This is a genomic window from Streptomyces meridianus, assembly GCF_023703325.1.
GTDB lineage: Bacteria > Actinomycetota > Actinomycetes > Streptomycetales > Streptomycetaceae > Streptomyces > Streptomyces meridianus.
In genome coordinates, this window is the sequence record NZ_JAMQGM010000048.1 from 40838 (window position 1) to 62875 (window position 22038).

Below are 22038 nucleotides of genomic sequence, written 5' to 3' on the forward strand. Positions count from 1 at the left end.
GTCTGCCCGTTCTGGCAAAAAGTGCATCAACCATCCTTCGACCGGCGCGCGTCATCGGAGACCGCGGACGTCCACCGGCCCCGGAGAGCGGGCGGGCGCACAGCTCACTGCGACGCGAGCGCCGGCAGGCGCCGCGCACACCAGAACTTCACATTCTTCGCGAAAGCCCCTGAAATTCACAAGACACCTCCGCCCCTTGGCCAGGCCTCACGCGGGGCGTAACCTACGGTGTCGTAACCTACGGAGCCGTAGGTCCCATCGTCCCCTGGAGCCGCTCTGTGTCCATCACCCCTCCCCCCCGCGTCGCATCGGAGGCGTGGAGTGACGCCCGGCTGCTGTACGCGCTCGAAGAGGTGGTCGAGGCGGAGCTCAACCGCCATCTGAAGGTCGCCAAGGAATGGATGCCGCACGAGTACGTGCCGTGGAGCGACGGCCGCAATTTCGACGGCGTCATGGGCGGCGAGGCCTGGGCTCCGGAGCAGTCCAAGGTCAGCGACATCGGGCGGATAGCGCTGGTGGTGAACCTGCTGACCGAGGACAACCTGCCCAGCTACCACCACGAGATCGCCTCGCTCTTCGGCCGCGACGGCGCCTGGGGCACCTGGGTGCACCGGTGGACCGCCGAGGAGGGCCGGCACGGCATCGTCATGCGCGACTACCTGCTGACCAGCCGGGCCGTCGACCCCGTCGAGCTGGAGCGCTTCCGCATGGCGCACATGTCGGAGGGCTTCGAGTCCGACAACCGGCACAGCATGCTGCACTCGGTGGCCTACGTCGCCTTCCAGGAGCTCGCCACCCGGATCTCGCACCGCAACACCGGCCACCACTCGGGCGACCCGGTGTGCGACCGGATGCTGGCCCGGATCGCCACGGACGAGAACCTGCACATGGTCTTCTACCGGAACCTGCTGGGGAAGGCCTTCGAGCTGGCCCCGGACCAGACCATGTCGGCCGTCCGCGACGTGGTCGTCAACTTCCGGATGCCGGGCCACGGCATGCCCGGCTTCGAGCGCGCCGCCGCCCGGATGGCCATCGGCGGCATCTACAACATGCGCATCCACCACGACGACGTGCTCCAGCCGGTGCTCCGCTTCCTCAAGGTGCTGGAGATCTCGGGCCTGGGCCCGGAGGGACTGAAGGCGCAGGAAGAGCTGGGACTGTTCATGAACGGTCTGGACGACCAGGCCACGAAGTTCGATGAGCGCCAGGCGGCGATCCTCGCCCGCCGCGCCGCCCGCAAGGCCGGCTGAGCGCGCCCGCGCGCGTCCTGAGCGCGCAGCCCGTCCTCCCCGTGTGCTCCTCGCCACCCCCGTCGGCGAGGAGCACACGGTCGACGGGGGCTGCTTCCCCCTCCTCAGCAGCCCCTGCCAACGGCCACCACAGTAGGGGGCGCCACTGACAACGGACTCTGCGCCGGTCGGGGCTGGGGGCGCGCCACGTACCCGTCACATGCGAAAGGCCCCCTCCGAAGAGGGGGCCTTTCGTTTCCACTAGTAGCGGGGACAGGATTTGAACCTGCGACCTCTGGGTTATGAGCCCAGCGAGCTACCGAGCTGCTCCACCCCGCGTCGACGAACCCGACTCTACGTGCTCGCAGCGGATCGTCCAAATCCATTGCCGCAGTCCGGCGATCCCCGCCCCGCCCGTCCGGCAGAGCCCGGCCCGGGGGGTTCCGCGATCCGGGAGCCTCCGCGGTCCGGCGCGGCCGGGTCCGGCCTACGCCTCCATCCGCCCCGCAGGTCCCGCCGCTCGTTCTCGGAGAGGCCGCCCCAGACACCGAAGCGCTCGTCATGGACGAGGGCGTACCGCAGACACGCCTCGCGCTCGTGACAGGCGGAGCAGACGCGCTTGGCCTCCCGCGTCGAGCCGCCCGGCTCGGGGAAGAACACCTCGGGGCCGACCTGTGCGCACAGCGCCCGCTCCCGCCACCCGGCCTCGAGGTCTGCCTCCTCGGCATCGGGGATCCGCTGGATCATCATGAGAGGACCGTGCCGGGCGCCGATAAACGTCCGCTCAACGAACGCTGCGCGGGGCGCAGATGGCCTCATCCGGGCCTTCGCCGTCTCTTCACCCTCCCGGGGCGACGCCGGAGTCCGGGATGTGGTCGAATCGTAGGCAACAGACAACCGACCCTCGGAGCGACGCGATCGTCACAGCCCCGGCGTAGGCACGGAGTCCGCCCGCTAGGGCGTGACCGGGGCTCAGGCGTTGCGGCGCTCCAGCGGTGCCGGAAGACTCTGCTCAACACTCACGGGGAGGCCGCTATGGCGCAGGATCAGTACAGGGTCGACCTCAGCGCACTCGACAACGTCATCAAGAAGCTGAACGGGGTGCTCCGCGACCTGGGCAACGCCAACAGCGACACCAAGTACAAGACGTACCTGTCGCCCAGCGCTCTGGGGGCTGACGCCGGTGGAGCCAAGTTCATCGAGGCGCGCGAACTCGCCGACGCCCACACGGACATGAAGACGCACATCGAGCAGGTGGTCGAACACCTCAACGATGTGATGGACAAGTTCGGCACCAAGACGAAGAAGGCGCACGGCGCCTACCAGAACCAGGAGGCCGACGTCACGGCGGACATGTCGGGCGGGGCGTGACGGCGCATCGGGCGCGCGGCAGACTGGTAGCGGCAGGACGGGACGAGGGGGACTGAGGGCGTGAGCACCGAGTACGAGTACATTCCGGCAAACATGTGCTACAACGCGGAGCACAAGACAAACTTCGCGGAACTGGACATGGACACCATGAAGGCCATGGTGTCCGCGGCGAAGCCCTCCGACGTCCACGACGTCGCCCACGGGTGGGCGGACCTCTACCACCAACTCGTCGGCGGCACCGCGGCGGAGGGAAACGGCGGCAGCGGAGGCATCAAGAAGATCTTCACAGCCGCCGTTGAAGAGGTTCTCCAGGACTGGGAGGGCAAGGCCGCCGACCAGTTCCGCGCCGAGGCCCAGAAGATCGCGAAAAAGATCTCCGACGGTGCCGAATACGCGCGGTACACCTCCATCGCCATGAAGAACGCAGCGACGATCCTCGGAAAGATCAAGCCCGAGGTCGAAGCCATGGAGAAGCCCAGCGCGCTCTCCAGTGCCTGGGACAGCGCAACCGACCTGGACCGTGACGACTCGGGTCTGCGCCGTGACCTGGCCGACGGAAACAAGACGACGCAGGAAGCCCTCGACGCCAACCGCGACGACCTCTCCAAGGGCAAGGAAGCCCAGCTGGACATGGCAGTCAAGATGGAGCAGTTGGGCGCCGCGTACGCCTCGCAGTCGAAGTCGATGGGGACGTGGAACAAGCACCTCGATGAGAGGAGTGACGCATATCCGGGCGAACCCGGCGGATCCGCTCCGGTTCCCTTGCTGATGCCCCCTGGTTCATCCGGCACCAGCCCTGCCGCACGTGCTCCGGGAGCCTCCGGGGTCAAGGGCGGCTTCAGTCCGTCAGGCATGAGCAACCCCCGGACTGCGGGCATCAACGGCGGGATCGGCACCGCCCCGAAGCCCGGTGCGGGTGTCGGTACCGGCCTCAACGGCATTTCCGGTGGCACCGGAACGAGCACAGGCATCGGAGCCGGCGGAAGCTTTGGGAAGGGTGTCCTCGGCGGCGGTTCCAAGGTCTCCGGATCCGGCGGCATCGGTGCCGCATCCCCGGGACTTCCCGGTGCAGCGGGCGGAATCGCCGGCGGTCTCGCCCGAGGCGGAGCCGGCGCAGGCTCCCGGACGGGGCGTCCTGGTATGCCCGGCACGGGCGGTGGTCCGGGTGGTGGCGCCAACGGGGCCAAGGGCGCGAAAGGGCGCGGCAGCGGCCTCGCTCGCCAGAAGGGCGGTGTGTTCGGAGCCGCTAAGGGCAAAGCCGGTGCAGGTCCTCAAGGGGGGTCCGGCCTGCACCGCAGCCGGGGTGGCGCCAAGGCAGGTATGGCCGGTGCCCCCGGCTCGCGTGGTGCGAACTCCAATGAGGAGAAGGAGCGCGGACAGCGTCCCGACTACTTGGTCGAGGACGAGGAGACCTGGACTCCGGAGCGTAATGTGGCCCCTCGGGTCATCGAGTAGACGGGCCGGGCCCATGTGATCGGCGGAACGAGTTGGGGCCCGCAACCCGAGGTTGCGGGCTTCGTTCTGCGAGGAGAGGAACACGGCATGAGCTTCACGCGGACGCTGCGTGCGGTCGGCGGCGCGGCGATGGCGGGAGCATTGCTCCTCGGTCTCGCCCCGGCGGCTTCGGCCGATCAGGTCAGAGACGGCCAGTGGCCACTCAGGGCGTTCAAAGCCGAGGAGATCTGGCAGGTGTCCACCGGAAAAGGTGTCACCGTGGCTGTCATTGACGACGGCGTCGACCCCAATCATCCGGACCTGAAGGGCAACATCCTCAAGGGTAAGGACTTCATCAACGGTGGCGCGCCCGATCCCGAAGACGGAGACGGACACGGGACTGAGATGGCGGGGATCATCGCTGGCCACGGACATGGTCCAGGGAACTCCGAAGGCGTAAAGGGATTGGCCCCAAACGCCAATATTCTGCCGATCCGCGACAACGGCTCGACACAGGAAGGCTTTCTACCAGCGATTCGCTACGCGGTGGACAGCGGCGCCTCAGTGATCAACATCTCGATGCAAAGAACCCCATCTCCTGAGGACCTCGAAGCGATCGAATACGCCTGGAAGCACGATGTTCTTGTTGTCACAGCAACAGGCAATGACGGTGCTGGACCAGCGGACGGGAAGATCTACCCCGCCAATTACCCCGGAGTTCTCGCCGTTGGTGGCGTAAACAGAAACGGCAGCATCTGGGAAGGATCAAACTACGGACCGGCGACACTACTGACCGCGCCTGCTACTGGGATCGTCTCAACTGGCCTTTCCTCAAGCACGTCTCCCTACCGCAAGGCGGATGGGACCTCGGCCGCCACCGCTTACGTCTCCGCTAACGCGGCCCTGCTTCGCGCAAAATATCCTGACCTCTCTGCCGGTCAGATCGCCAACCGCATGACGAAGACGGCCGGACTTCCCGCGTCGGCGAAGGGGCTCAAGCTCCCGGATGAGAAGTACGGCTACGGCTTCGTCCAGCCACTGGCCGCGCTGACGAAAGATATCCCTCCCGGCCCCAAGAAGGGCCCGCTGAGGACACCAACCCTTATCGCGAACGACAAGGCGGGCTCTGGTCCGGAGAGTTCCGCCGGCTCCGAGAGCGGCATGAGCATGGGCCGCGTCCTTCTCATCGGTCTCGGCGTCGTCGTGCTCCTCGTGATCGTCGCTGTGGTGATCATGCTGGTGAAGCGGAAGAACAACAGTGGCGGACCGCCGCCCGGCGGCTGGGGAGGTTCCGGGGGCGCTCCGGGGTACCCGCCGCAGCAGCCCGGCCCCCACCAGCAGACCGGTGCGCCCGGCCCCTACCCGCCCGGGCCGCCGAACCCGCCCCAAGGCCCTCAGCAGTAGCGGGACCCCACACGCACGGCGGACCCCCGTCGCCCCTTCGGAGCGGTGACGGGGGTCCGCCGTTTCTGTCGAGCCCTGCCCGGATCCTCCCCGCCCGGAAGGCTCCCCGAGCGATCCCACGCTCGGCCGGGGAGGTCATCCCTTTGCGCCCCACAGCGGAATTCCCCGTCGCCCAACGCTCTGCATGTCAGGATGACCCGCATGAGCCACGCCATACTCGTGCGGCGTCTCGATCTCGGTTACTTCATCCGCCCGGCCGAGGAAACGGACACCGACCAGCCTCGGGTGGAACCGGTGCTCGCCTACCTCGTTCGGCGTGAGGACGATCTGATCCTCTTCGACACCGGCATCGGCACCGCCGATCCCGGAACGGAGGCCCACTACCGGCCGCGGCGGCGGTCCCTCGAAAGTGCCCTCGCAGCGTCCGGGGTCGATCTCACCGACATCTCCCTCGTCGTGAACTGCCATCTCCACTTCGACCACTGCGGAGGCAACCCCCTCCTTGCCGGGAAGCCGATCGTGGTCCAGGCAACGGAGTTGGTGGCCGCGCGACGCGGCGGCTACACGTTCGACGAACTCGTGGACTTCCCCGGCGCGTTCTACGAGGAGGTCACCGGCGAGGCCGAGATCCTGCCCGGGATGCACATCATCCCGACACCCGGCCACACCGACGGACACCAGTCCCTGGTGGTGCGGCGGAGCGACGGCACCGTGGTGCTCGCCGGGCAGGCCCATGACTTCGCCTCCCACTACGCGTCGGATCATCTGGCCCGTCACGCCGCGCTGCAGGGCGCCGAGCAGCCGCTCCCCGGTTACCGCCCATGGATGGAACGGCTGAGTGAGTTCGATCCACGGCGCGTCCTCTTCGCCCACGACTGCTCGGTCTGGGAACCCCCGACCGAGAACGAATGAGACCGCCCGGCAGACGAGCCGTCAGCCCAAGGTGTCGAGCAGCTCACGCTCACGCCGAGCGCTGAGGCCGGCGCGTCGCTCCCGCTGCAGACCCTGGCCGCGTTCCCAGAGCAGGGTGTCGGCCAGCAATTCGGCCCTGGGCCGATGACAGAGCCCCGCGGCGAGCGCCGCGGCCCCGCTCCGGGAGGAAAACGCCTCCCAGCCGGGCTCGACCAGCCACATCGGCAACGACTCGTCCCCCATGAACTCGGCGACACCGTTCTCGAGCAGCCAGGCCGAATCGACGGTGACCACCGGCCCGGTGTGACCGCCGATGATTCGGGACATCTCGATCCACTCCCCCAGCGGCACGACCGGGCCGACTGCGTCGTAGGCGCCGGTGGTCCCCGCCTCCGCAGCGTCGAGCAGCCAGGCGGCGAGGTCCCTCACGTCGACGGTCTGTGTCGGCAGGGCGGATGCGTCGGGAACGAGCATCGGGCCCTCCGGATCGCGGGCGGCGCGGGCCACCCAGTAGCCGGACCGCCCACTGTGATCGCCCGGGCCACCGATGAGGCCGGCCCGGGCGATGAGGAGGCGATCCCCCACCGCCGCCGTCGACGCCTGCTCGCAGGCGACCTTGGCCTCGCCGTACAAAGCCTCTTCCGCTTCCTCCAGTTCGGTGGCGGTGAGGAGCGCGGCGGACTCGTCCGCGTCCGGCGTGGCATGGGTGGCGTAGGCGCTGACGGAGGAGACGTAGGTCCAGTGCCGGGCTCCGGCACCCAGCTTGTCGAGCGCCTCACGAACGAAACCCGGCTGCCAGGACACCTCGAACACCGCGTCCCATCGGCTGTCGAGCAGCGCCGCGTACGCGTCGGAGTCCCGTCGGTCGGCGGCGACCAGCCTTGCTCCGTCCGCGACGTCTCCGCTCTCGCCGCGGGCCAGGCAGGTCACCTGATGTCCGCGCTCGATCGCCTGCCGCGACAACTCGCGGCCCAGCCAAGCCGTTCCGCCCAGAACCAGGATGTCCATCCCGACATCCAAGCACCACGGGCCCGGCGGCCCCGGAGAGTTCGCTGTCGGCAGAGTTGGGCGATCGGCCAGGCTGCGTCAACTGCCCTGTGTAGTCGAAGGGTTTCGGGGCAGGCCACCTTGCGAGAGAGAGGAGTCACCATGCCCGTCACGTTTCGCAAGAGCTTCCAGATACTTCCCAACGTGCGCCTCAACATCAACCGCAAGTCCATGTCGGTCACGATCGGCAAGAAGGACGGCGCGAAGCGCACCTACTCGACGACCGGCCGCACCACCACGTCGATGGATCTCCCGGGCCCCTTCGGCTACCGCAAGACCGAAAAGCGTGGCAAGAAGGACTGACGCGCACCGCCTCCGGGACGGCGCAGCCTCCCGGTGGTCAGGCAGTCGACCCCACCCGTCGCAACGTGGTGGGGTCGCTTCGTCAGGATGATCAGCCTGTCGGCATCCGGCGCCCGAAGCAGGGTGCCCGGCTTTCCCGCTGCTCGGCCACATGGCCCGAGCTGTCGCCCTCGTCGTGGCCCCCCACCCTCGTCGTGGCCCCCTGCGCCGCCGTCTCCGGGTCGGCGTCGGCGCCCACCCAGCTATCTGACGGGCCATCACCCTGAGTTCTCGGCGGCCACAGCACTGTCTTTCCGTCACTGCCGCGGCCTTGCCCGCCGCTTGGCCCGTCCATGACGATGTCGGATGGCCATCCCCCACCCAGCGTCGTGGAAGGGACCTCAGATGTCGGAACAGTCCGGCGGCACCCACCGCAGAACCCTCCTGTCCGCAGCCGCCCTGACGGTCGCAGGAGGAGCGACCCTGGCCGGCCGGACCACGCCGGCAGCAGCAGCCGAAAAGGGTCCGCCCGCAGTCGATCCGCCCGCCACAGCCCAGCGCCCAGGTCCCGAACTGCGCTCCCTGCTACGGGAGATCGACCCGAAGCGCATCGAGGCCACCGTGCGCAGGCTCGTCTCCTTCGGCACCCGGCACACCCTGTCCACCCAGGACGATCCGAAGCGCGGTATCGGCGCCGCCCGCGACTGGATCCACGCCGAGATGAAACGGTATGCCGCACAATCCGGCGGCCGCATGACCGTGGAACTCCAGTCGTACGTCCAGGAGCCCGCCTCGAGGATTCCCGTCGCGACCCGCATCACGAACATCGTCGCGACCCTGCGGGGCACCACCGAACCCGACCGCGTGTACGTGGTCTCGGGGCACTACGACTCGCGGGCGAGCGACGTCATGGACACCACCAGCGACGCGCCCGGTGCCGACGACGACGCCTCCGGGGTCGCCGTCGCCATGGAACTCGCCCGGGTGATGGCCACCCGGCGCACCGCCGCGACGGTCGTCTTCGCCGCGGTCGCGGGCGAGGAGCAGGGCCTGTACGGATCCACGCACATGGCCGAGCAGTTCGAGGCCGCGGACGCGGACGTGCAGGGCATGTTCACCAACGACATCGTCGGCAGCTCACGGGCCGACGACGGCACCCGGGATCCGTACACGATCCGGCTGTTCGCGGAGGGCGTGCCGACTTCGGAGACCCCCGAGCAGGCGGCGATCCGTCGCTCGGTCGGCGGCGAGAACGACTCCCCCGCCCGCCAACTCGCCCGATTCGTACGGGATGTGGCGGACAACCCCGCAACCGGCATGCGGGTCCGGGTGGTCTACCGGCGGGACCGCTACCTGCGCGGCGGTGACCACATCCCGTTCCTCGAACGCGCCTTTCCGGCGGCCCGGTTCACCGAACCGGCGGAGGACTTCGCGCACCAGCACCAGAACGTCCGCGTGGAGGACGGCAAACAGTTCGGCGACCTGCCCGAGTTCTGCGACTTCGACTTCATCGCACGGGTCGCCCGCGTCAACGGCGCAACGCTCTGGACACTGGCGCAGGCCCCCGGCACACCGCGCGGCGTCAAGATCCTCACCAGTGCCCTGACCAACAGCACGCAACTGCGGTGGGACCGGGGCACCGAGTCCGACCTGGCCGGATACGAGGTGGTGTGGCGCGAGACCACGGCCCCGGAGTGGACGCACGTGATCGACGTCGGCGATGCCACCGAGCACGAAGTGGACCTGTCCAAGGACAACGTCTTCTTCGGGGTCCGTGCGGTGAACCGCGCCGGCAACCGCAGTCCTGTCGCCTTCCCGGTGCCCCAGCGCTGAGCACAGCGGCCGGCCGCCCGCCGGCCCCCGCACCCGTGAGCGTTCTCTCGGGTGCGGGGGTACAGCTAGGGCAGCGGGGTCCCGCCCGTGGCGTTGACGATCTCGGCGGTGATGTAGCTCGCCTCCTGCGATGCCAGGAAGACGAACGCCGGTGCCATCTCGGCAGGCTGGGCGGCGCGGCCGAGCGGGCTCTGCTCCCCGAACTTCGCGGTGTCGGGCAGAGTGGCCGGGATGAGCGGCGTCCACACCGGCCCGGGGGCGACCGCGTTCACGCGGATGCCGCGATCCGCGAGGTGGGCCGCGAGCCCCTGCGTGAACGTGACGATGGCACCCTTGGTCGTCGCGTAGTCCAGCAGATGCGGGCTCGGCTTGTACGCCTGGACCGAGGTGGTGTTGATGATGCTGCCGCCGGCCGGGATGTGCGGCAGCGCCATCTTGGACAGCCAGAACAGGGCGTAGAGGTTCGTGCGCATCACCCGGTCGAACTGCTCCGTGGTGATGGCCTCGAGGCTGTCGGGCTGGGACATCTGGTAGGCGGCATTGTTGACCAGGACGTCGATCCGCCCGAACTCGGACACCGCCCGATCGATCAGCTCCCGGCAGGCCTGTTCCTCCCGGATGTCGCACGGTACGGCCACGGCCCGCCGCCCGGCGTCCTCGACGAGCCGTACCGTCTCCCGGGCCTCCTGCTCCTCCTCGGGGAGGTGGGTGAAGACGACGTCCGCGCCCTCGCGCGCAAAGGCCAGGGCGACCGCCCGGCCGATACCGGAGTCACCGCCGGTGATCACCGTGCAGCGGTCCTCGAGCCGTCCGCTGCCGCGATAGGTCTCCTCACCGTGGTCGGGGCGGGGCTCCATGCGTTCGGTGGTTCCCGGGTGCGGCTGGTCCTGCTGGGGGAACTCGGGCTGCGGGTACTGCTCGCCGGGATGCTGCTGTCGTTCGGCCATAGGGGCCATGGCGGGCCTCCGGGGGTACGAGGTCGGATCACGCACCGTGTGCCCCGCACCCAACCGGGAAAACAGCGGCCGTCCGCAGTGAAGCCGCTCCGGGCGTCCAGACCTCGTAGGTGACAGGCCGGCGGCCGGCCGCCCCTCGGCCGCCCCTCGGCAGTCTCTCGGCGTCGGGACCGCCGGAGCGTCGGGAGCGCCGTCCTCACCAGGGCTGCACCGGCCCGACTGCCCCGGGGTGATTAGGGCGCTTTTCAGGGGGCACTCGACAGCAGTCCGTGCGCCCCGACCCGCGGAGTTCCCGATGAGCCCGTCCCCGGCACCACCTCGCTCCGGCGAGGACAAGGCCGTGCACACCCTGGCGATCTACCTCAACGATCACCTGGCCGGCGCGACGGCGGGGACGCAGCTCGCCGGGCGGATCGCCCGGGTGCACGCTCGCTCACCGTACGGCGCGGAGTTCGCGCGGCTCGCGGTCGAGATCGCGGCGGACCGCCAGGCGCTGCTGGAGATCATGACGTCGCTCGGGGTGCCCGCACGGCAGTACAAGATCCTCGCGGGGCGGATCGGGGAACGGGCCGGCATGCTCAAGTCGAATGGGCGGCTGGTGCGCAGGTCCGGGCTGAGCACCGTGATCGAGCTGGAGGGGCTGCGTCTCGGCATCGAGGGCAAGTCGCTGCTGTGGAAGACGCTTCTCACCGCGCACCCCGAGGATCCTCGGCTCGACCGGCTCCGGCTGGAGGACCTCCTGCACGCCGCCCGGCGGCAGATCGAGATCGTCGAGGAACTGCGCATGCGCGCGGTGTCGAGGGTGTTCGGCGAGGAATTGCGCCCGGCACAGGGCCCGGCCACACGCCTGTCGTAGAACACCTCTCTGCGGCCCTCGGCCCGGGCTGCACCGCAGCGGCCGGCGCCTCAGCCGTTCAGCAGCCCCTTGCGCAGCGCATCCACCAACGCGTCGTCCACACCGAGCCGTTGGCGCGCATAACCGTGCACGGAGCCGTAGCGTTCGGTCGGTTCGGCGAGGAAGCGGCGGATGACGTCCTGGGGAGCCCGCCCGTACCCGGGCCAGACGAGCCGGCGGCCCGGGTGGTCCGCCCGCCAGTCGGCAATGAGCCGGTCGGTGGCCGCCTCGGTCAGTTCGAAGTCGGCGGCGACGTCGTCCTCGCCGACGCCCACCAGGCTCAGCACCAGGGCTGCGAGCAGACCGGTGCGGTCCTTTCCCGACGCGCAGTGGAAGACCACCCGGTCACCGGCCGCGATGACGTCCAGCGCCTGCCGCAACTCCGCGGCCCCGTCGTGGGCCACCTCTCCGTGGACGCTCGGCGAGGTACGGGCCGACGGGGGTGTCCGGTGCGAGCGCAGCCTGGTCATAGGGCCGGTGCTCGATGCAGAGGTTGTGATAGCGGAGTCCCTCGTGGTGCGGGACCCTGCCCCGCAGATCGATCTCCCACGGGTACCGCAGATCGATCACGATGTCGATCTCCAGGGCCCGGAACCGCTTGTGGTCCGCGCCCCGGAGCTTGGACAGCGAGTCCGACCGGTAGAGCCGGCCCCACCTGACCGTGCGGCCGTCGCGGGTGGCGTAGCCCCCGAGGTCCCGGAAGTTGTGCAGCCGCTCGAACACGATGTGTCTCGTCACCGCCGCACCGTAACCGGACGGGACGGTCGCCACGGGCCGTTCCCCGTAAAAGGAGAAACCCCGGCCGGGGCCGGGGTCTCTCCGAGGACGTGTCCGAGGGGGGACTTGAACCCCCACGCCCGATAAAGGGCACTAGCACCTCAAGCTAGCGCGTCTGCCATTCCGCCACCCGGACAAGGTGATCGGCCGCGGTGCCCCGCGGCGACGACGACAACCATACCAGGGGTTGGAGACCGCCTTCACCTGCACATCCGTCGCACCGGAGGACCGTTCGGGCACGCGGTGTGACCGGCGTGCGGACCCCTTGCGGACCGTTCGGGGCCCGTTCGCACCGGCCCGCTCGCTCCGGCCCTGCTCTCCGGGTCGCGCCCCCGGGTTCCCGCTCGCCGGACCGCTCACTCCGGCATGAGGTGGTAGTCGGGGAAGTTGCCCGGCAACCGCTCGTCCGACGGCCCGTCCGTGACGGCGCGCACCAGGAGCTCACCGCCGACGAACGCGCCGCGCCAGGAGGCTCCGAAGCCGCCGAAGAGCTCGTCGCGGTCACCACGCGAGCGGGGTTTCCCGAAACCGGTCTTGAAGGCGCGGATCTCCGGCGCCAGTCGCTTGAACGTCGCCTCGTCGTCACAGGACAGCGTCGCGACGAGCGCGCCGTTACTGGCGTTCATCGCCGCGAGCAGCTCCGCCTCGGTGTCCACGAGAACGATGGTGTCGACCGGGCCGAACGGCTCGGCGTGGTGGAGCGGCGAACCGGACGGCGGGTTCAGCAGCGTCACCGGCGGCACATAGGCCGACGTGTCCTGACCCGGCAGGAAGCGGCCCGTGTCCAGGCTTCCCCGGTGCAGCGGCACCGCACCGCGGTCGATCGCCTCGTCGATCTGTTCGCCGAGTTCCTTGGCCTTCGCGGCGTTGATGAGCGGCCCGTAGTCGAGATCCGGCAGCGGGTCGTCCGGGTTCTCGACGCCCAGCGGGTGCCCGATCCGCACGGACCGCACGGCGGGCAGATAGGTGTCCAGGAAGGCATCGAAAAGGGAACGCTGGACGACGAAGCGCGGATAGGCCGTGCAACGCTGCTTGCCGTACTCGAAGGTCTTGCGGATGAAACCGCCGAGGGTGTCCCAGTCGCTGTACTCCCACACTCCCCAGCAGTTGAGGCCCTCCTGCTCAAGGATGTGCCGCTTGCCGAGGTCCGCCACGGCGGTCGCCACCCTGGCCCCGGTGTCCCGCCCGCCGACGAACGAGACGCAGCCGATCTCCGGTGAGCGCACCAACGGCTCGGACAGTTCCGCCCCGGAACCGCTGACGAGCGTGACCGGGACGCCTTCGCGGTGGATCAGGGCGCAGGCGAGCGTCAGGCAGGCGAGACCGCCGTCCGTCGGCGCCTTGGCGATCACCGCGTCACCGGCCAGGGCCTGGACGAGCATGGCGTGCACGAGCACGCTCATCGGGTAGTTCCAACTCGCGATGTTGCTGACCGGGCCCGGCAGCGGGCGGCGGCCGGCGAGCATGCTCTCGATGCCCTCGGCGTACCAGCGCGCACCCTCGACGGCCCGGTTCACATCGGCCTGCGCCGACCTCCACGGCTTTCCGATCTCCCACACCAGCAGCAGTGCCAGCAGCTCGCGGTGTTCGTCCAGGGCGTCGAGGGCGGCGGTGATCCGGGCCCGGCGCTCCGCCGGCGGTACGTCCCGCCACGCCCGGTGCTGGTCGAGAGCCGCCCGGACGGCCCGCCCCGCGGTGGTGGCGTCCAGTCGCGGCGGGCCGGCGATCGGACTGCCGTCGACGGGCGATGTGGCGGGGAGGGAGTGGCCGTCGGCCTGCCAGCGGCCGTCCCACAGGTTGAGGACCCGGTCCTCACGGAACGCTTCCGGAGCTGCGGACAGACAGCGCTGCCAGGCATCGGTCCAGGCAGTGCCGGGTTTGAGGATGAGAGATGCCATGGGGTGCTCCATACTCGGGATCGTCCGAGGTCCCGGGACTCCGCGTAACCGGGGACCCCGGGGGAAAGGGAGGTGGCGCTCGTTCCAGCATCACTCGCGGGGCGGAGTGACGACGAACCGTGGCGGCCGATCGGGCGATCGCCGCCACCCGGCGGCTCAAGAGCGGCACGGCCCGGAGGGCGCCGCTCTCGGCCACTCGGACAGTCGCCGGCCGGGGTCTCGGTGCTCGCGCCCGGGATCTCCTCCCACCCGGTCACCACGCGCGACGTCATCGCCGGCGTCCCCGGCGTGCACGCCGGAGTGATCGCCGCATGCGTTCCGGGCCGAGTGCTGCCGGGCGCCCCACCCGACCGGCGGCTTGCGCCCGCAGGCGGTGCGCGACAATGGGCGGATGACGACCTCTCACCGACCGGGCCGGAGCTGATCGCGATGGGACGGGTCACCGACCGACGCCGAGTGCTGCGGATTCGTGACACCTCGGTGAACACGCGACCGGACACCCTGGTCGCCGAGGAGCCGCTGGAGATCCGGCTCAACGGCAAGCCGCTCGCCGTCACCATGCGCACGCCAGGGGACGATTTCGCGCTCGCCGCCGGGTTCCTGGTGAGCGAGGGAGTCCTGGGGCGGGCCGAGGAACTGGCGAACATCGTCTACTGCGCCGGCGCGACGTCCGACGGCGCGAACACGTACAACGTGGTCGACGTCCGGACGGCGCCGGGGGTCGAGATGCCCGACATCACGCTCGAGCGGAACGTGTACACCACCTCGTCCTGCGGCCTCTGCGGCAAGGCGAGCCTGGACGCGGTCCGCACGACGGCCCGGTGGCCGGTGGCCGACGACCCGCCGGTGCGCCTCTCCCCCGCGCTGCTGTCCGCGCTGCCGGACCGGTTGCGGGAGGCACAGCGGGTGTTCGAGCGGACTGGCGGCCTGCACGCGGCCGGCCTGTTCTCGGCCGAGGGCGAACTGCTCGACCTGCGCGAGGACGTGGGCCGGCACAACGCGGTCGACAAGGTCGTCGGGCGTGCGCTCCAGGCGGACGACCTGCCGCTGTCCCGCTCGGTGCTGCTGGTCTCCGGCCGGGCGTCGTTCGAGCTGGCGCAGAAGGCCGTGATGGCGGGGATTCCGGTGCTGGCAGCGGTGTCGGCCCCGTCATCCCTGGCCGTCGACCTGGCCGCGGAGGCCGGGCTGACGCTCGTCGGTTTTCTCCGCGGCAGTTCGATGAACGTCTACGCCGGCGAGGAGCGGATCAGGCTTCCGGTCGCCCCAGGATGACGGGCAGGGTGTCCGGCCCGTTGGAGACGACGGAGGGGACCGGCTCGAGCTTCTCCGGATCCACGGCGGGCGCGAGGCGGGGGAAGCGCCGGAAGAGCCGGGCCAGTGCGGTCTCGGCCTCCATGCGGGCCAGCGGGGCACCGATGCAGAAGTGGGCGCCGTGGCCGAACGAGAGGTGGCGCTGCGGCTCGCGGGTGATGTCGAAGCTGCCGGCGTCCGGTCCGAACCGTCGCGGGTCGCGGCCGGCGGCCGCGTAGGAGGCGAGCACGGCGTCCCCCCGGGGGATGCAGGTGCCGCCGACATCGACGTCCTCGGTGGCGTAGCGCATCGGGAACTGGCCCACCGGGCTGTCCCAGCGCAGGGTCTCCTCCACCACCGCGCTCCAGGGAACCTCGCCGGAGCGGGCGAGTTCGAGCTGGCGGGGGTGGGTGAGCAGGGCGCGTACGGCGTTGCTGATGAGGTTGAGCGTGGTGGCGTGGCCCGCGAGGAACATCAGCAGCAGAGTGCCGGTCAGTTCGCCGGGGGTGAGCCCGTCGCCGTTCTCCCCGCCGGCGATGAGTGCGGACGTCAGATCGTCGGCCGGATCGTTTCTCTTCTCCTCGACGATCCCGTCCATGAGGACCTGGAGCGCCTGGAAGTTGGCGATGGCGTCGGCGGGCTCGGTGGCGCTGCTCACCAGGATGTCGCAGCGGTGGTGGAGTTCGTCGCGGTGGGCGGCGGGGATGCCGAGGAGATCGGAAATCATGTTCATCGGCAGCGGGTAGGCGAAGTGTTCCCGCAGGTCGACGGGGCCGGGGCCGGTTTCGGCGAGCCGGTCGAGCAGCGCGTCCACCCTCTCCTCGATGTGGGGGCGCAGCGCCTCGACGCGCCGGGGGGTGAAGGCGCGGGTGACAGGGCCGCGCAGCCGGCGGTGTTCCGCCCCGTCGGCGGTGGTCATGCCCTTGTTGACGATGAAGGTCATCAGCGGCCACCCCGGGGGGACCTCCCCTTCGGCCAGGGCCCGCCAGTGCAACGGATTCTTGGCGAAGCGGGGGTCGCCGAGCACCTCCTGAAGCGCGTCGTGATGCGTCACCGCCCACGCCTGAACCTCGCCAGGGAGTTCCACCCGAGCCGCCGCGGCGGTGTCCCGGAGCCTGGCGTTGTCCTCGTGCTGGTTCCGGCCGAAGGGGCAGAGGCGGAGAGCGCCGCCGGGTTCGGTGTCCATGAGGAGGTCCCTTCCGGTTGGGTTCGGCGGAGTGTCACGAGCCGGGGGTCGGTGCGCGGGTCGTCGGGGCCCTGGGCGGTCGGAGTGAAGACCGCCGGGAGCGCCGTGAGGGCACGGGACCAGGGTGACGGCCGCCAGGTCAGAGCGTCGGCGTCGACGGCCAGGCGGATGTCCGGCAGAAGCCGCAGAACGGTCTCCACTGCGCTGTGGACGATGCCGCGAGCGGGCGACTGGGCGGGACAGCTGTGGCGGCCGGCCCCCCAGGCCAGGTGGGAGCGGTTGCCGATCGTGCGCGAGGGGTCGGCGGGGCGTACCGCGGGGTCGGCGTTGGCGGCGGCCAGGCCGAAGATCAGGGCATCGCCGGCGCGGATACGACGGCCGCCGAGAAGGGTGTCGCGGACGGCCCAGCGGCCCGGGAAGTTCTGGGTGGGCGGGTCGCGCCAGAGCACCTCCTCCAGCGCGTCCGAGACGGTGAACCGGCCGCGGCTCAGCGAGGTGCGGAACCGGTCGTCGGTGAGGACCAGACGGAGCGTGTTGGCTGTCCAGTTGATGGTCGTCTCGTTGCCTGCAACCAGGATGACGACGAGGTGGTGGAGGACCTCGGCGTCGGTGAGTCGGGCGGGATGGTGCAGCAGCCAGGAGGCGAGGTCCTCACCCGGATCGGCCTTCTTGTGTGCCAGGAGTTCGGTGAGCAACGCCTCGAACTGCTTCCCGGCGCGGTGGGATTCGTCGCTGCTGTCGACGAAGTGCGTGATGGCGTCGATGAGCCGGGGGCCGTCGCTGTCGGGAACGCCGAGGAGACGGGTGAAGACCCGGAGGGGCAGCCGGCGGGCGTAGTCGGCGAGCAGGTCGGCCCGGCCGGTCTCGCACCACTCGTCGATCAGTTCGGCGGCGACGCGCTGGACGAGCAGGCGCAGTGCCTGCTGGTCGACGCGGTTGAGTGTGTCGGCGACGGCGCCCCGCAGGCGGATGTGGGCGTCGCCGTCGGCGTAGAGGACGGTGGGCCGCCAGCCCATCATCGGCAGCAGGCGGGAGTCGGGGGCGACACGGCCCTCGACGAGGGCGCGCCAGCGGCGGGAGTCCTTGGAGAAGCGTTCCTCGTCGCGGGCCACGGTGAGGAGTTCCTGGTAGCCGAGCAGCAGCCAGGCCTCGACTCCGGGCTCGAGTTCGACGGGTGCCACGGGGCCGTGTTCGGCGCGGAGTCCGGCGTAGAGGGCGTGCGGGTCCTCGGCCATGGCCCCTCCGCCGAGGAGGACGGCGCCGGTGTGGGGGCAGCCGGCGGGCGGTATGCCGCCGGTGGCGTCACCGCTCATGACGCTCCGTCGGCTTCGCCGGAGGATCCGCAGGGGGTGGGTTCGCGACCTGATTGCACGGGCACCGTGGGCATGATCGGAAGAGTAGCGCCTCGGCCTCCGGGGAAGCAGGGACTCGTGAGCCGTGCCTTCCTGCCGGTGGAGCCCTGCTCACGGGCCTTCGCGGTGCGGGTCGACCGGGCGGACTGTGGCTGTAAAGCGACGGTGACCGAGGGGAAGGGATTCGGTAAAGATTGCCGGGGCGAAACCTGCCCGGAAGTCGCAGTTACCCCGTCGGCGCCCCTCAGCTCTCGGCACATAACGACCTGACCTGCGAATACTCGACACCGCACGGGGGGTGAACACCTTCCCGCGGACCGTGGCGATCAGGTACGGTCGCCGCGCTGTGCAGAGCACCGAGGAGCAGGTCATTGCGCGAGTTCACCAATCCACCCGTGGTGGCGCCGACTCAGGTCGGGGGCCTGGCCGATGCCGTCTACGAGAACGCCGCCGACGATCCGAACCGGGTTGCCCTCGGCCGCAAGGTCGACGGGGTCTGGGAGGACGTGACATCAGCCGAGTTCCGTGACGAGGTAATGGCGCTGGCCAAGGGGCTGCTCGCCGAGGGCGTGCGGTTCGGCGACCGAATCGCGATCATGAGTCGCACCAGATACGAGTGGACCCTCTTCGACTTCGCTCTGTGGTCCATCGGAGCGCAGCCTGTCCCGGTCTACCCCACCTCCTCGGCGGAGCAGGTCTTCTGGATGCTGCACGACGCGAGCGTCTCCGCCGCGATCGTGGAGCACGAGGACCACGTGATGACGATCGGCTCGGTGATCGACCGGTTGCCCAACCTGCGGCGGCTGTGGCAGCTGGACGCCGGCGCGGTGGCCGAACTGTCCGCCGTCGGCGACCACATCGAGGACGAGGTCGTCCACCGGCACCGGCTGGCCGTGACCCCGGACTCGCCGGCCACGGTCATCTACACGTCCGGCACCACCGGCCGTCCCAAGGGCTGCGTGATCACGCACGCGAACCTCATATTCGAGTGCGACACCCTCATAGCCGGCTGGGAGTCCGTCTTCCAGTCCAAGCCGGGCGAAGCGGCGTCGACGCTCCTCTTCCTGCCTCTGGCGCACGTCTTCGGGCGCATGGTGGAGGTCACCACGATCCGGGCGCGGGTCAAGCTCGGACACCAGCCGGACGTGGCGGCCGCAGCGCTGCTGCCGGACCTCGCTGCTTTCAAGCCGACGTTCATCCTGGCCGTGCCGTACATCTTCGAGAAGGTCTTCCAGGCGGCCCGGCGCAAGGCCGAGGCCGAGGGTCGCCTCGGGCCGTTCGAGAAGGCCGTCGAGGCCGCGGTGCGCTACGCGGAGGCGGTGGAGAACAAGGCCTGGGGAACGGGTCAGGGTCCCGGTGCGGCGCTGCGCATGCAGCACCAGCTTTTCGACAAGCTCGTCTACTCCAAGATGCGGGCGGCGATGGGCGGCCGCATCCGGTCCGCGATGTCGGGCGGTTCCGCCATGTCCCGGCGGCTCGGGCTGTTCTTCGCCGGCGCCGGGATCACGATCTACGAGGGCTACGGCCTCACCGAGACCACCGCCGCCGTCACGGCGAACCCGCCCAAACACACCCGCTTCGGGACTGTGGGCCCGCCGATTCCCGGCACCACGGTGCACATCGCCGAGGACGGCGAGATCTGGTTGCACGGCGGCCAGGTGTTCAGCGGCTACCTGAACGAGCCCAAGGCCACGGACGCCGTGCTCCACGAGGGCTGGCTGGCGACCGGCGACCTCGGAGCGCTGGACAGGGACGGCTATCTGACGATCACCGGGCGGAAGAAGGAGGTCCTGGTCACCTCCGGTGGCAAGACCGTCTCGCCGGTTCCGCTCGAGGAACGGGTCCGCGCCCACCCGCTGGTCGCGCAGTGCATCGTGGTGGGCAACGACCGCCCCTACATCGCCGCGCTGGTCACCCTCGACCCGGAGGCCGTCTCCCACTGGCTGGAGATGCGGGGCAAGCCGAAGCTGGGCCCTGCGGACCTGGTGCGGGACCCCGACCTGGAGACGGAGATCCGCCGGGCCGTGGTGGCGGCGAACACCCTCGTCTCGCAGGCGGAGTCGATCCGTACCTTCCGGATCCTGGCCGCCCAGTTCACCGAGGAGCACGGGCTGCTCACCCCCTCGCTGAAGCTGAAGCGCAAGGCGATCGAGAAGACCTACGGGACCGAGGTCGAGGCCCTCTACCACGGCTGATGCCGTTCCCGCCCGCCCGGCACCTGCGACAGGCGGGAATGCCCAGGAGGCGGGTGCCGTTGGAACGGGGGTACTCCGACCGACGACGCAAGGAACGACTGGCTCGTGAGCAACGTCCCGCACATCACTCTCAGCAACGGCGTCCGCATGCCGCAGCTCGGCTTCGGTGTCTGGCAGGTGCCGGACGACGAGGCCGCGAAGGCCGTCGGCACCGCGCTGGAAGCCGGCTACCGCAGCATCGACACCGCGGCGATCTACGGCAACGAGGAGGGCACGGGCAAGGCGATCGCCAGTTCCGGCATCGCCCGCGAGGACCTCTTCGTGACCACCAAGCTCTGGAACTCCGACCAGGGTTACGACTCGACGCTGCGGGCGTTCGACACCTCCCTGGCCAAGCTGGGGCTCGACTACGTCGACCTCTACCTCATCCACTGGCCGCTGCCCTCCCGGGACGCCTACATCGACACCTGGAAGGCGTTCGAGAAGATCGCGGGCGAGGGCCGCGCGAAGGCCATCGGCGTCTCCAACTTCAAGCCGGAGCACCTCCAGCGCCTGCTGGCCGGGAGCGAGATCCCCCCGGTGATCAACCAGATCGAGCTGCACCCGCAGTTCCAGCAGGCCGAGTCTCGGGCCTTCCACGCCGAGCACACCATTGCCACCGAGGCCTGGTCCCCGCTCGGGCAGGGCAAGGGGCTGCTGGATGACCCCACCCTGGCAGCTGTTGCGCGCAAGCACGATCGGACGACCGCCCAGGTCGTCCTGCGCTGGCACCTCCAGGTGGGCAACGTGGTGATCCCGAAGTCGGTGACCCCGTCCCGCATCCGGGAGAACATCGACGTCTTCGGCTTCGAGCTCGATGCCGACGACCTGAGCGCCATCTCCGGCCTGGACAGCGGCAACCGCATCGGCCCCGACCCGTCGACGTTCGACATCGTCTGACAGCCGCACTGCCCCAACACCGCGATCCACCGAGCGCGCGTGCCGCTTGCTGGACCGGCTCATGAACGTCGGAACCGCCCCTGGTTCGCCGAGGGGCGGCTCCGGCGTCGGTGAGGGCCCTGACCGTTCGGAATGAGGGTGTCACGGCCGAGGCAGCGGTGCGGAGCGCGTGATGCGGAATCCGACGTCGTCGATCCGGAAGGTCGGGTGACTGCGTCGCCGCACCGATGCCCTGCAGCTCCAGTGCTCGTCGGCCCACCCACCGCCACGGAGCACCCGATAGGTGCCGTACACCTCGGCGTCGTAGACGTCCCAGCACCAGTCCCACACGTTGCCCAGCATGTCGTACAGGCCCCAGGCGTTGGGTTGCTTGCCTCCGACAGGGCGGATCCGCCCACCCGAGTTGCCCTGGTACCAGGCGACCTCATCGAGCGGGCCGTACCGCGGGCCGGTGGTGTCCGCACGGCAGGCGTGCTCCCATTCGGCCTCGGTGGGCAGCCGGTACCCGTCTGCGGAGGTGTCCCATTCGGGTGCCTCAGCGTCGGAAAGGAGGCGATATGCGGGCGTCAGCCCCTCTCGCCGGGACAACGCATTGCAGAAGCGGACCGCGTCCCACCATGACACGCCTTCGACGGGCAGCCGGTCGCCTTGAGCGCCACTCGGCCGCTGACCGGTCACCTGTGCGTACCACGACTGCGTGACCGGGAACGCCGACATCCGGAACGGGGCAACCTCCACCGGCCAACTGCTCTGCGTCCGCCGGTCCGACAGGATCACCCGTCCTGACGGGACGGCGACCATGTCGCTTTCTGCCCCCGCGTCCACAACGGACCACCCCGCATCCGATCTGGCGGCTCCCTCACTCCGGGCGAGATGAGCGACGAGCAGCTCGGCGCTGCCGCGTCATGGACATGTCGTCCAGTGCCGCACGTTTCCGTCACCGCAGTCTGCCCCGGCCCCACGGGGCGGCAATGGATGTTCGCCACATTGCACATTGCTGCGTGAGGTTTCCGGGACCGGTTGACATCCTCGCCGCCC

Annotated in this window: 19 protein-coding genes, 2 tRNA genes and 1 pseudogene; 11 read left to right on the forward strand and 11 right to left on the reverse strand. The window is 69.9% G+C overall.

Annotated elements, in window-relative coordinates:
• Positions 1–278: 278 nt before the first annotated feature.
• The gene (locus M1E25_RS21610) at positions 279–1250 is read left to right on the forward strand and encodes an acyl-ACP desaturase (RefSeq protein WP_251418308.1); all 972 of its coding nucleotides are present in this window, start codon (positions 279–281) and stop codon (positions 1248–1250) included.
• A 244-nt stretch (positions 1251–1494) separates the two neighbouring features.
• Here M1E25_RS21610 and M1E25_RS21615 read toward each other — a convergent pair.
• Positions 1495–1568: transfer RNA gene (locus M1E25_RS21615), tRNA-Met, on the reverse strand.
• A 165-nt stretch (positions 1569–1733) separates the two neighbouring features.
• Positions 1734–1979: pseudogene (locus tag M1E25_RS21620) on the reverse strand (WhiB family transcriptional regulator); the annotation flags it as partial.
• A gap of 285 nt (positions 1980–2264) precedes the next feature.
• On the opposite strand from M1E25_RS21620, the gene M1E25_RS21625 reads away from it, so the two are divergent.
• The 4 genes from M1E25_RS21625 (at position 2265) to M1E25_RS21640 (ending at position 6350) form a co-directional block, all read left to right on the forward strand.
• The gene (locus M1E25_RS21625) at positions 2265–2600 is read left to right on the forward strand and encodes a hypothetical protein (protein ID WP_251418313.1); all 336 of its coding nucleotides are present in this window, start codon (positions 2265–2267) and stop codon (positions 2598–2600) included.
• Positions 2601–2660: 60 nt separating this feature from the next.
• Positions 2661–4055: a hypothetical protein gene (locus M1E25_RS21630; protein ID WP_251418315.1), complete on the forward strand. Its 1395-nt coding sequence runs from the start codon at positions 2661–2663 to the stop codon at positions 4053–4055.
• A gap of 87 nt (positions 4056–4142) precedes the next feature.
• Positions 4143–5438, forward strand: coding sequence for a type VII secretion-associated serine protease mycosin (mycP, locus tag M1E25_RS21635; RefSeq protein ID WP_251418318.1), 1296 nt, complete (start codon positions 4143–4145; stop codon positions 5436–5438).
• Positions 5439–5639: 201 nt separating this feature from the next.
• Positions 5640–6350, forward strand: a complete 711-nt coding sequence (locus M1E25_RS21640) for an N-acyl homoserine lactonase family protein (protein ID WP_251418321.1) — start codon at positions 5640–5642, stop codon at positions 6348–6350.
• A gap of 21 nt (positions 6351–6371) precedes the next feature.
• Here M1E25_RS21640 and M1E25_RS21645 read toward each other — a convergent pair whose 3' ends face one another.
• A complete protein-coding gene (locus M1E25_RS21645; protein WP_251418324.1) occupies positions 6372–7358 on the reverse strand; it encodes an NAD-dependent epimerase/dehydratase family protein in 987 nt (328 codons plus the stop codon).
• Between the two features lie 141 nt (positions 7359–7499).
• On the opposite strand from M1E25_RS21645, the gene M1E25_RS21650 reads away from it, so the two are divergent.
• Together M1E25_RS21650 and M1E25_RS21655 are read left to right on the forward strand one after the other, a co-directional pair.
• Positions 7500–7700 carry a DUF4236 domain-containing protein gene (locus tag M1E25_RS21650; protein WP_251418326.1) on the forward strand — a complete coding sequence of 67 codons (201 nt, stop codon included), beginning with the start codon at positions 7500–7502 and terminating at the stop codon, positions 7698–7700.
• Positions 7701–8084: 384 nt separating this feature from the next.
• Entirely contained in the window at positions 8085–9512 is a 1428-nt protein-coding gene (locus M1E25_RS21655) for a M28 family metallopeptidase (RefSeq protein WP_251418328.1), read from the forward strand.
• Between the two features lie 65 nt (positions 9513–9577).
• Here M1E25_RS21655 and M1E25_RS21660 read toward each other — a convergent pair whose 3' ends face one another.
• Complete coding sequence (locus M1E25_RS21660) at positions 9578–10459, reverse strand: SDR family oxidoreductase (RefSeq protein WP_251418330.1); 882 nt, start codon at positions 10457–10459, stop codon at positions 9578–9580.
• Positions 10460–10763: 304 nt separating this feature from the next.
• Between M1E25_RS21660 and M1E25_RS21665 the strand changes: the two genes are divergently transcribed.
• Positions 10764–11324, forward strand: coding sequence for a hypothetical protein (locus tag M1E25_RS21665; RefSeq protein ID WP_251418332.1), 561 nt, complete (start codon positions 10764–10766; stop codon positions 11322–11324).
• Between the two features lie 50 nt (positions 11325–11374).
• On the opposite strand, the gene M1E25_RS25835 is transcribed toward M1E25_RS21665, so the two are convergent.
• From M1E25_RS25835 to M1E25_RS21680, 4 genes are all read right to left on the reverse strand, one after another.
• Entirely contained in the window at positions 11375–11824 is a 450-nt protein-coding gene (locus M1E25_RS25835) for a tyrosine-protein phosphatase (protein ID WP_372501265.1), read from the reverse strand.
• Positions 11709–12101, reverse strand: coding sequence for a tyrosine-protein phosphatase (locus tag M1E25_RS25840; RefSeq protein WP_308290463.1), 393 nt, complete (start codon positions 12099–12101; stop codon positions 11709–11711). The genes M1E25_RS25835 and M1E25_RS25840 overlap by 116 nt, the downstream gene beginning before the upstream one ends.
• A 90-nt stretch (positions 12102–12191) precedes the next feature.
• A tRNA-Leu gene (locus M1E25_RS21675) sits at positions 12192–12276 on the reverse strand.
• 220 nt (positions 12277–12496) lie between these two features.
• Positions 12497–14038 (reverse strand): aldehyde dehydrogenase family protein, encoded by a 1542-nt coding sequence (locus tag M1E25_RS21680; protein ID WP_251418333.1) that lies wholly within the window; start codon positions 14036–14038, stop codon positions 12497–12499.
• 429 nt (positions 14039–14467) lie between these two features.
• Here M1E25_RS21680 and fdhD point away from each other — a divergent pair, with 429 nt between their 5' ends.
• Positions 14468–15310, forward strand: coding sequence for a formate dehydrogenase accessory sulfurtransferase FdhD (fdhD, locus tag M1E25_RS21685; RefSeq protein ID WP_251418346.1), 843 nt, complete (start codon positions 14468–14470; stop codon positions 15308–15310).
• Here the strand turns inward: fdhD and M1E25_RS21690 are convergent.
• Both M1E25_RS21690 and M1E25_RS21695 read right to left on the reverse strand, forming a co-directional pair.
• Entirely contained in the window at positions 15285–16382 is a 1098-nt protein-coding gene (locus M1E25_RS21690; protein ID WP_251418335.1) for a cytochrome P450 family protein, read from the reverse strand. The two genes, fdhD and M1E25_RS21690, sit on opposite strands and share 26 nt — an antisense overlap.
• Positions 16379–17827 carry a cytochrome P450 gene (locus M1E25_RS21695; protein WP_251418336.1) on the reverse strand — a complete coding sequence of 483 codons (1449 nt, stop codon included), beginning with the start codon at positions 17825–17827 and terminating at the stop codon, positions 16379–16381. The genes M1E25_RS21690 and M1E25_RS21695 overlap by 4 nt, the downstream gene beginning before the upstream one ends.
• 410 nt (positions 17828–18237) lie before the next feature.
• Here M1E25_RS21695 and M1E25_RS21700 point away from each other — a divergent pair, with 410 nt between their 5' ends.
• Entirely contained in the window at positions 18238–20061 is a 1824-nt protein-coding gene (locus tag M1E25_RS21700; RefSeq protein ID WP_251418339.1) for an AMP-dependent synthetase/ligase, read from the forward strand.
• A gap of 105 nt (positions 20062–20166) precedes the next feature.
• Entirely contained in the window at positions 20167–21000 is an 834-nt protein-coding gene (locus M1E25_RS21705) for an aldo/keto reductase (RefSeq protein WP_308290464.1), read from the forward strand.
• Positions 21001–21141: 141 nt separating this feature from the next.
• On the opposite strand, the gene M1E25_RS21710 is transcribed toward M1E25_RS21705, so the two are convergent.
• Positions 21142–21801 carry a formylglycine-generating enzyme family protein gene (locus tag M1E25_RS21710; RefSeq protein WP_251418341.1) on the reverse strand — a complete coding sequence of 220 codons (660 nt, stop codon included), beginning with the start codon at positions 21799–21801 and terminating at the stop codon, positions 21142–21144.
• Between the last annotated feature and the right edge of the window lie 237 nt (positions 21802–22038).

Coding starts and splice junctions, on each gene's coding strand:
- mycP (WP_251418318.1), top strand. CDS start 4,143: ATGAGCTTCACGCGGACGCTGCGTGCGGTCGGCGGCGCGGCGATGGCG.
- M1E25_RS21660 (WP_251418330.1), bottom strand. CDS start 10,459: ATGGCCGAACGACAGCAGCATCCCGGCGAGCAGTACCCGCAGCCCGAG.
- M1E25_RS21625 (WP_251418313.1), top strand. CDS start 2,265: ATGGCGCAGGATCAGTACAGGGTCGACCTCAGCGCACTCGACAACGTC.
- M1E25_RS21655 (WP_251418328.1), top strand. CDS start 8,085: ATGTCGGAACAGTCCGGCGGCACCCACCGCAGAACCCTCCTGTCCGCA.
- fdhD (WP_251418346.1), top strand. CDS start 14,468: ATGGGACGGGTCACCGACCGACGCCGAGTGCTGCGGATTCGTGACACC.
- M1E25_RS21695 (WP_251418336.1), bottom strand. CDS start 17,827: ATGAGCGGTGACGCCACCGGCGGCATACCGCCCGCCGGCTGCCCCCAC.
- M1E25_RS21650 (WP_251418326.1), top strand. CDS start 7,500: ATGCCCGTCACGTTTCGCAAGAGCTTCCAGATACTTCCCAACGTGCGC.
- M1E25_RS21645 (WP_251418324.1), bottom strand. CDS start 7,358: ATGGACATCCTGGTTCTGGGCGGAACGGCTTGGCTGGGCCGCGAGTTG.
- M1E25_RS21640 (WP_251418321.1), top strand. CDS start 5,640: ATGAGCCACGCCATACTCGTGCGGCGTCTCGATCTCGGTTACTTCATC.
- M1E25_RS21680 (WP_251418333.1), bottom strand. CDS start 14,038: ATGGCATCTCTCATCCTCAAACCCGGCACTGCCTGGACCGATGCCTGG.
- M1E25_RS21665 (WP_251418332.1), top strand. CDS start 10,764: ATGAGCCCGTCCCCGGCACCACCTCGCTCCGGCGAGGACAAGGCCGTG.
- M1E25_RS21710 (WP_251418341.1), bottom strand. CDS start 21,801: ATGGTCGCCGTCCCGTCAGGACGGGTGATCCTGTCGGACCGGCGGACG.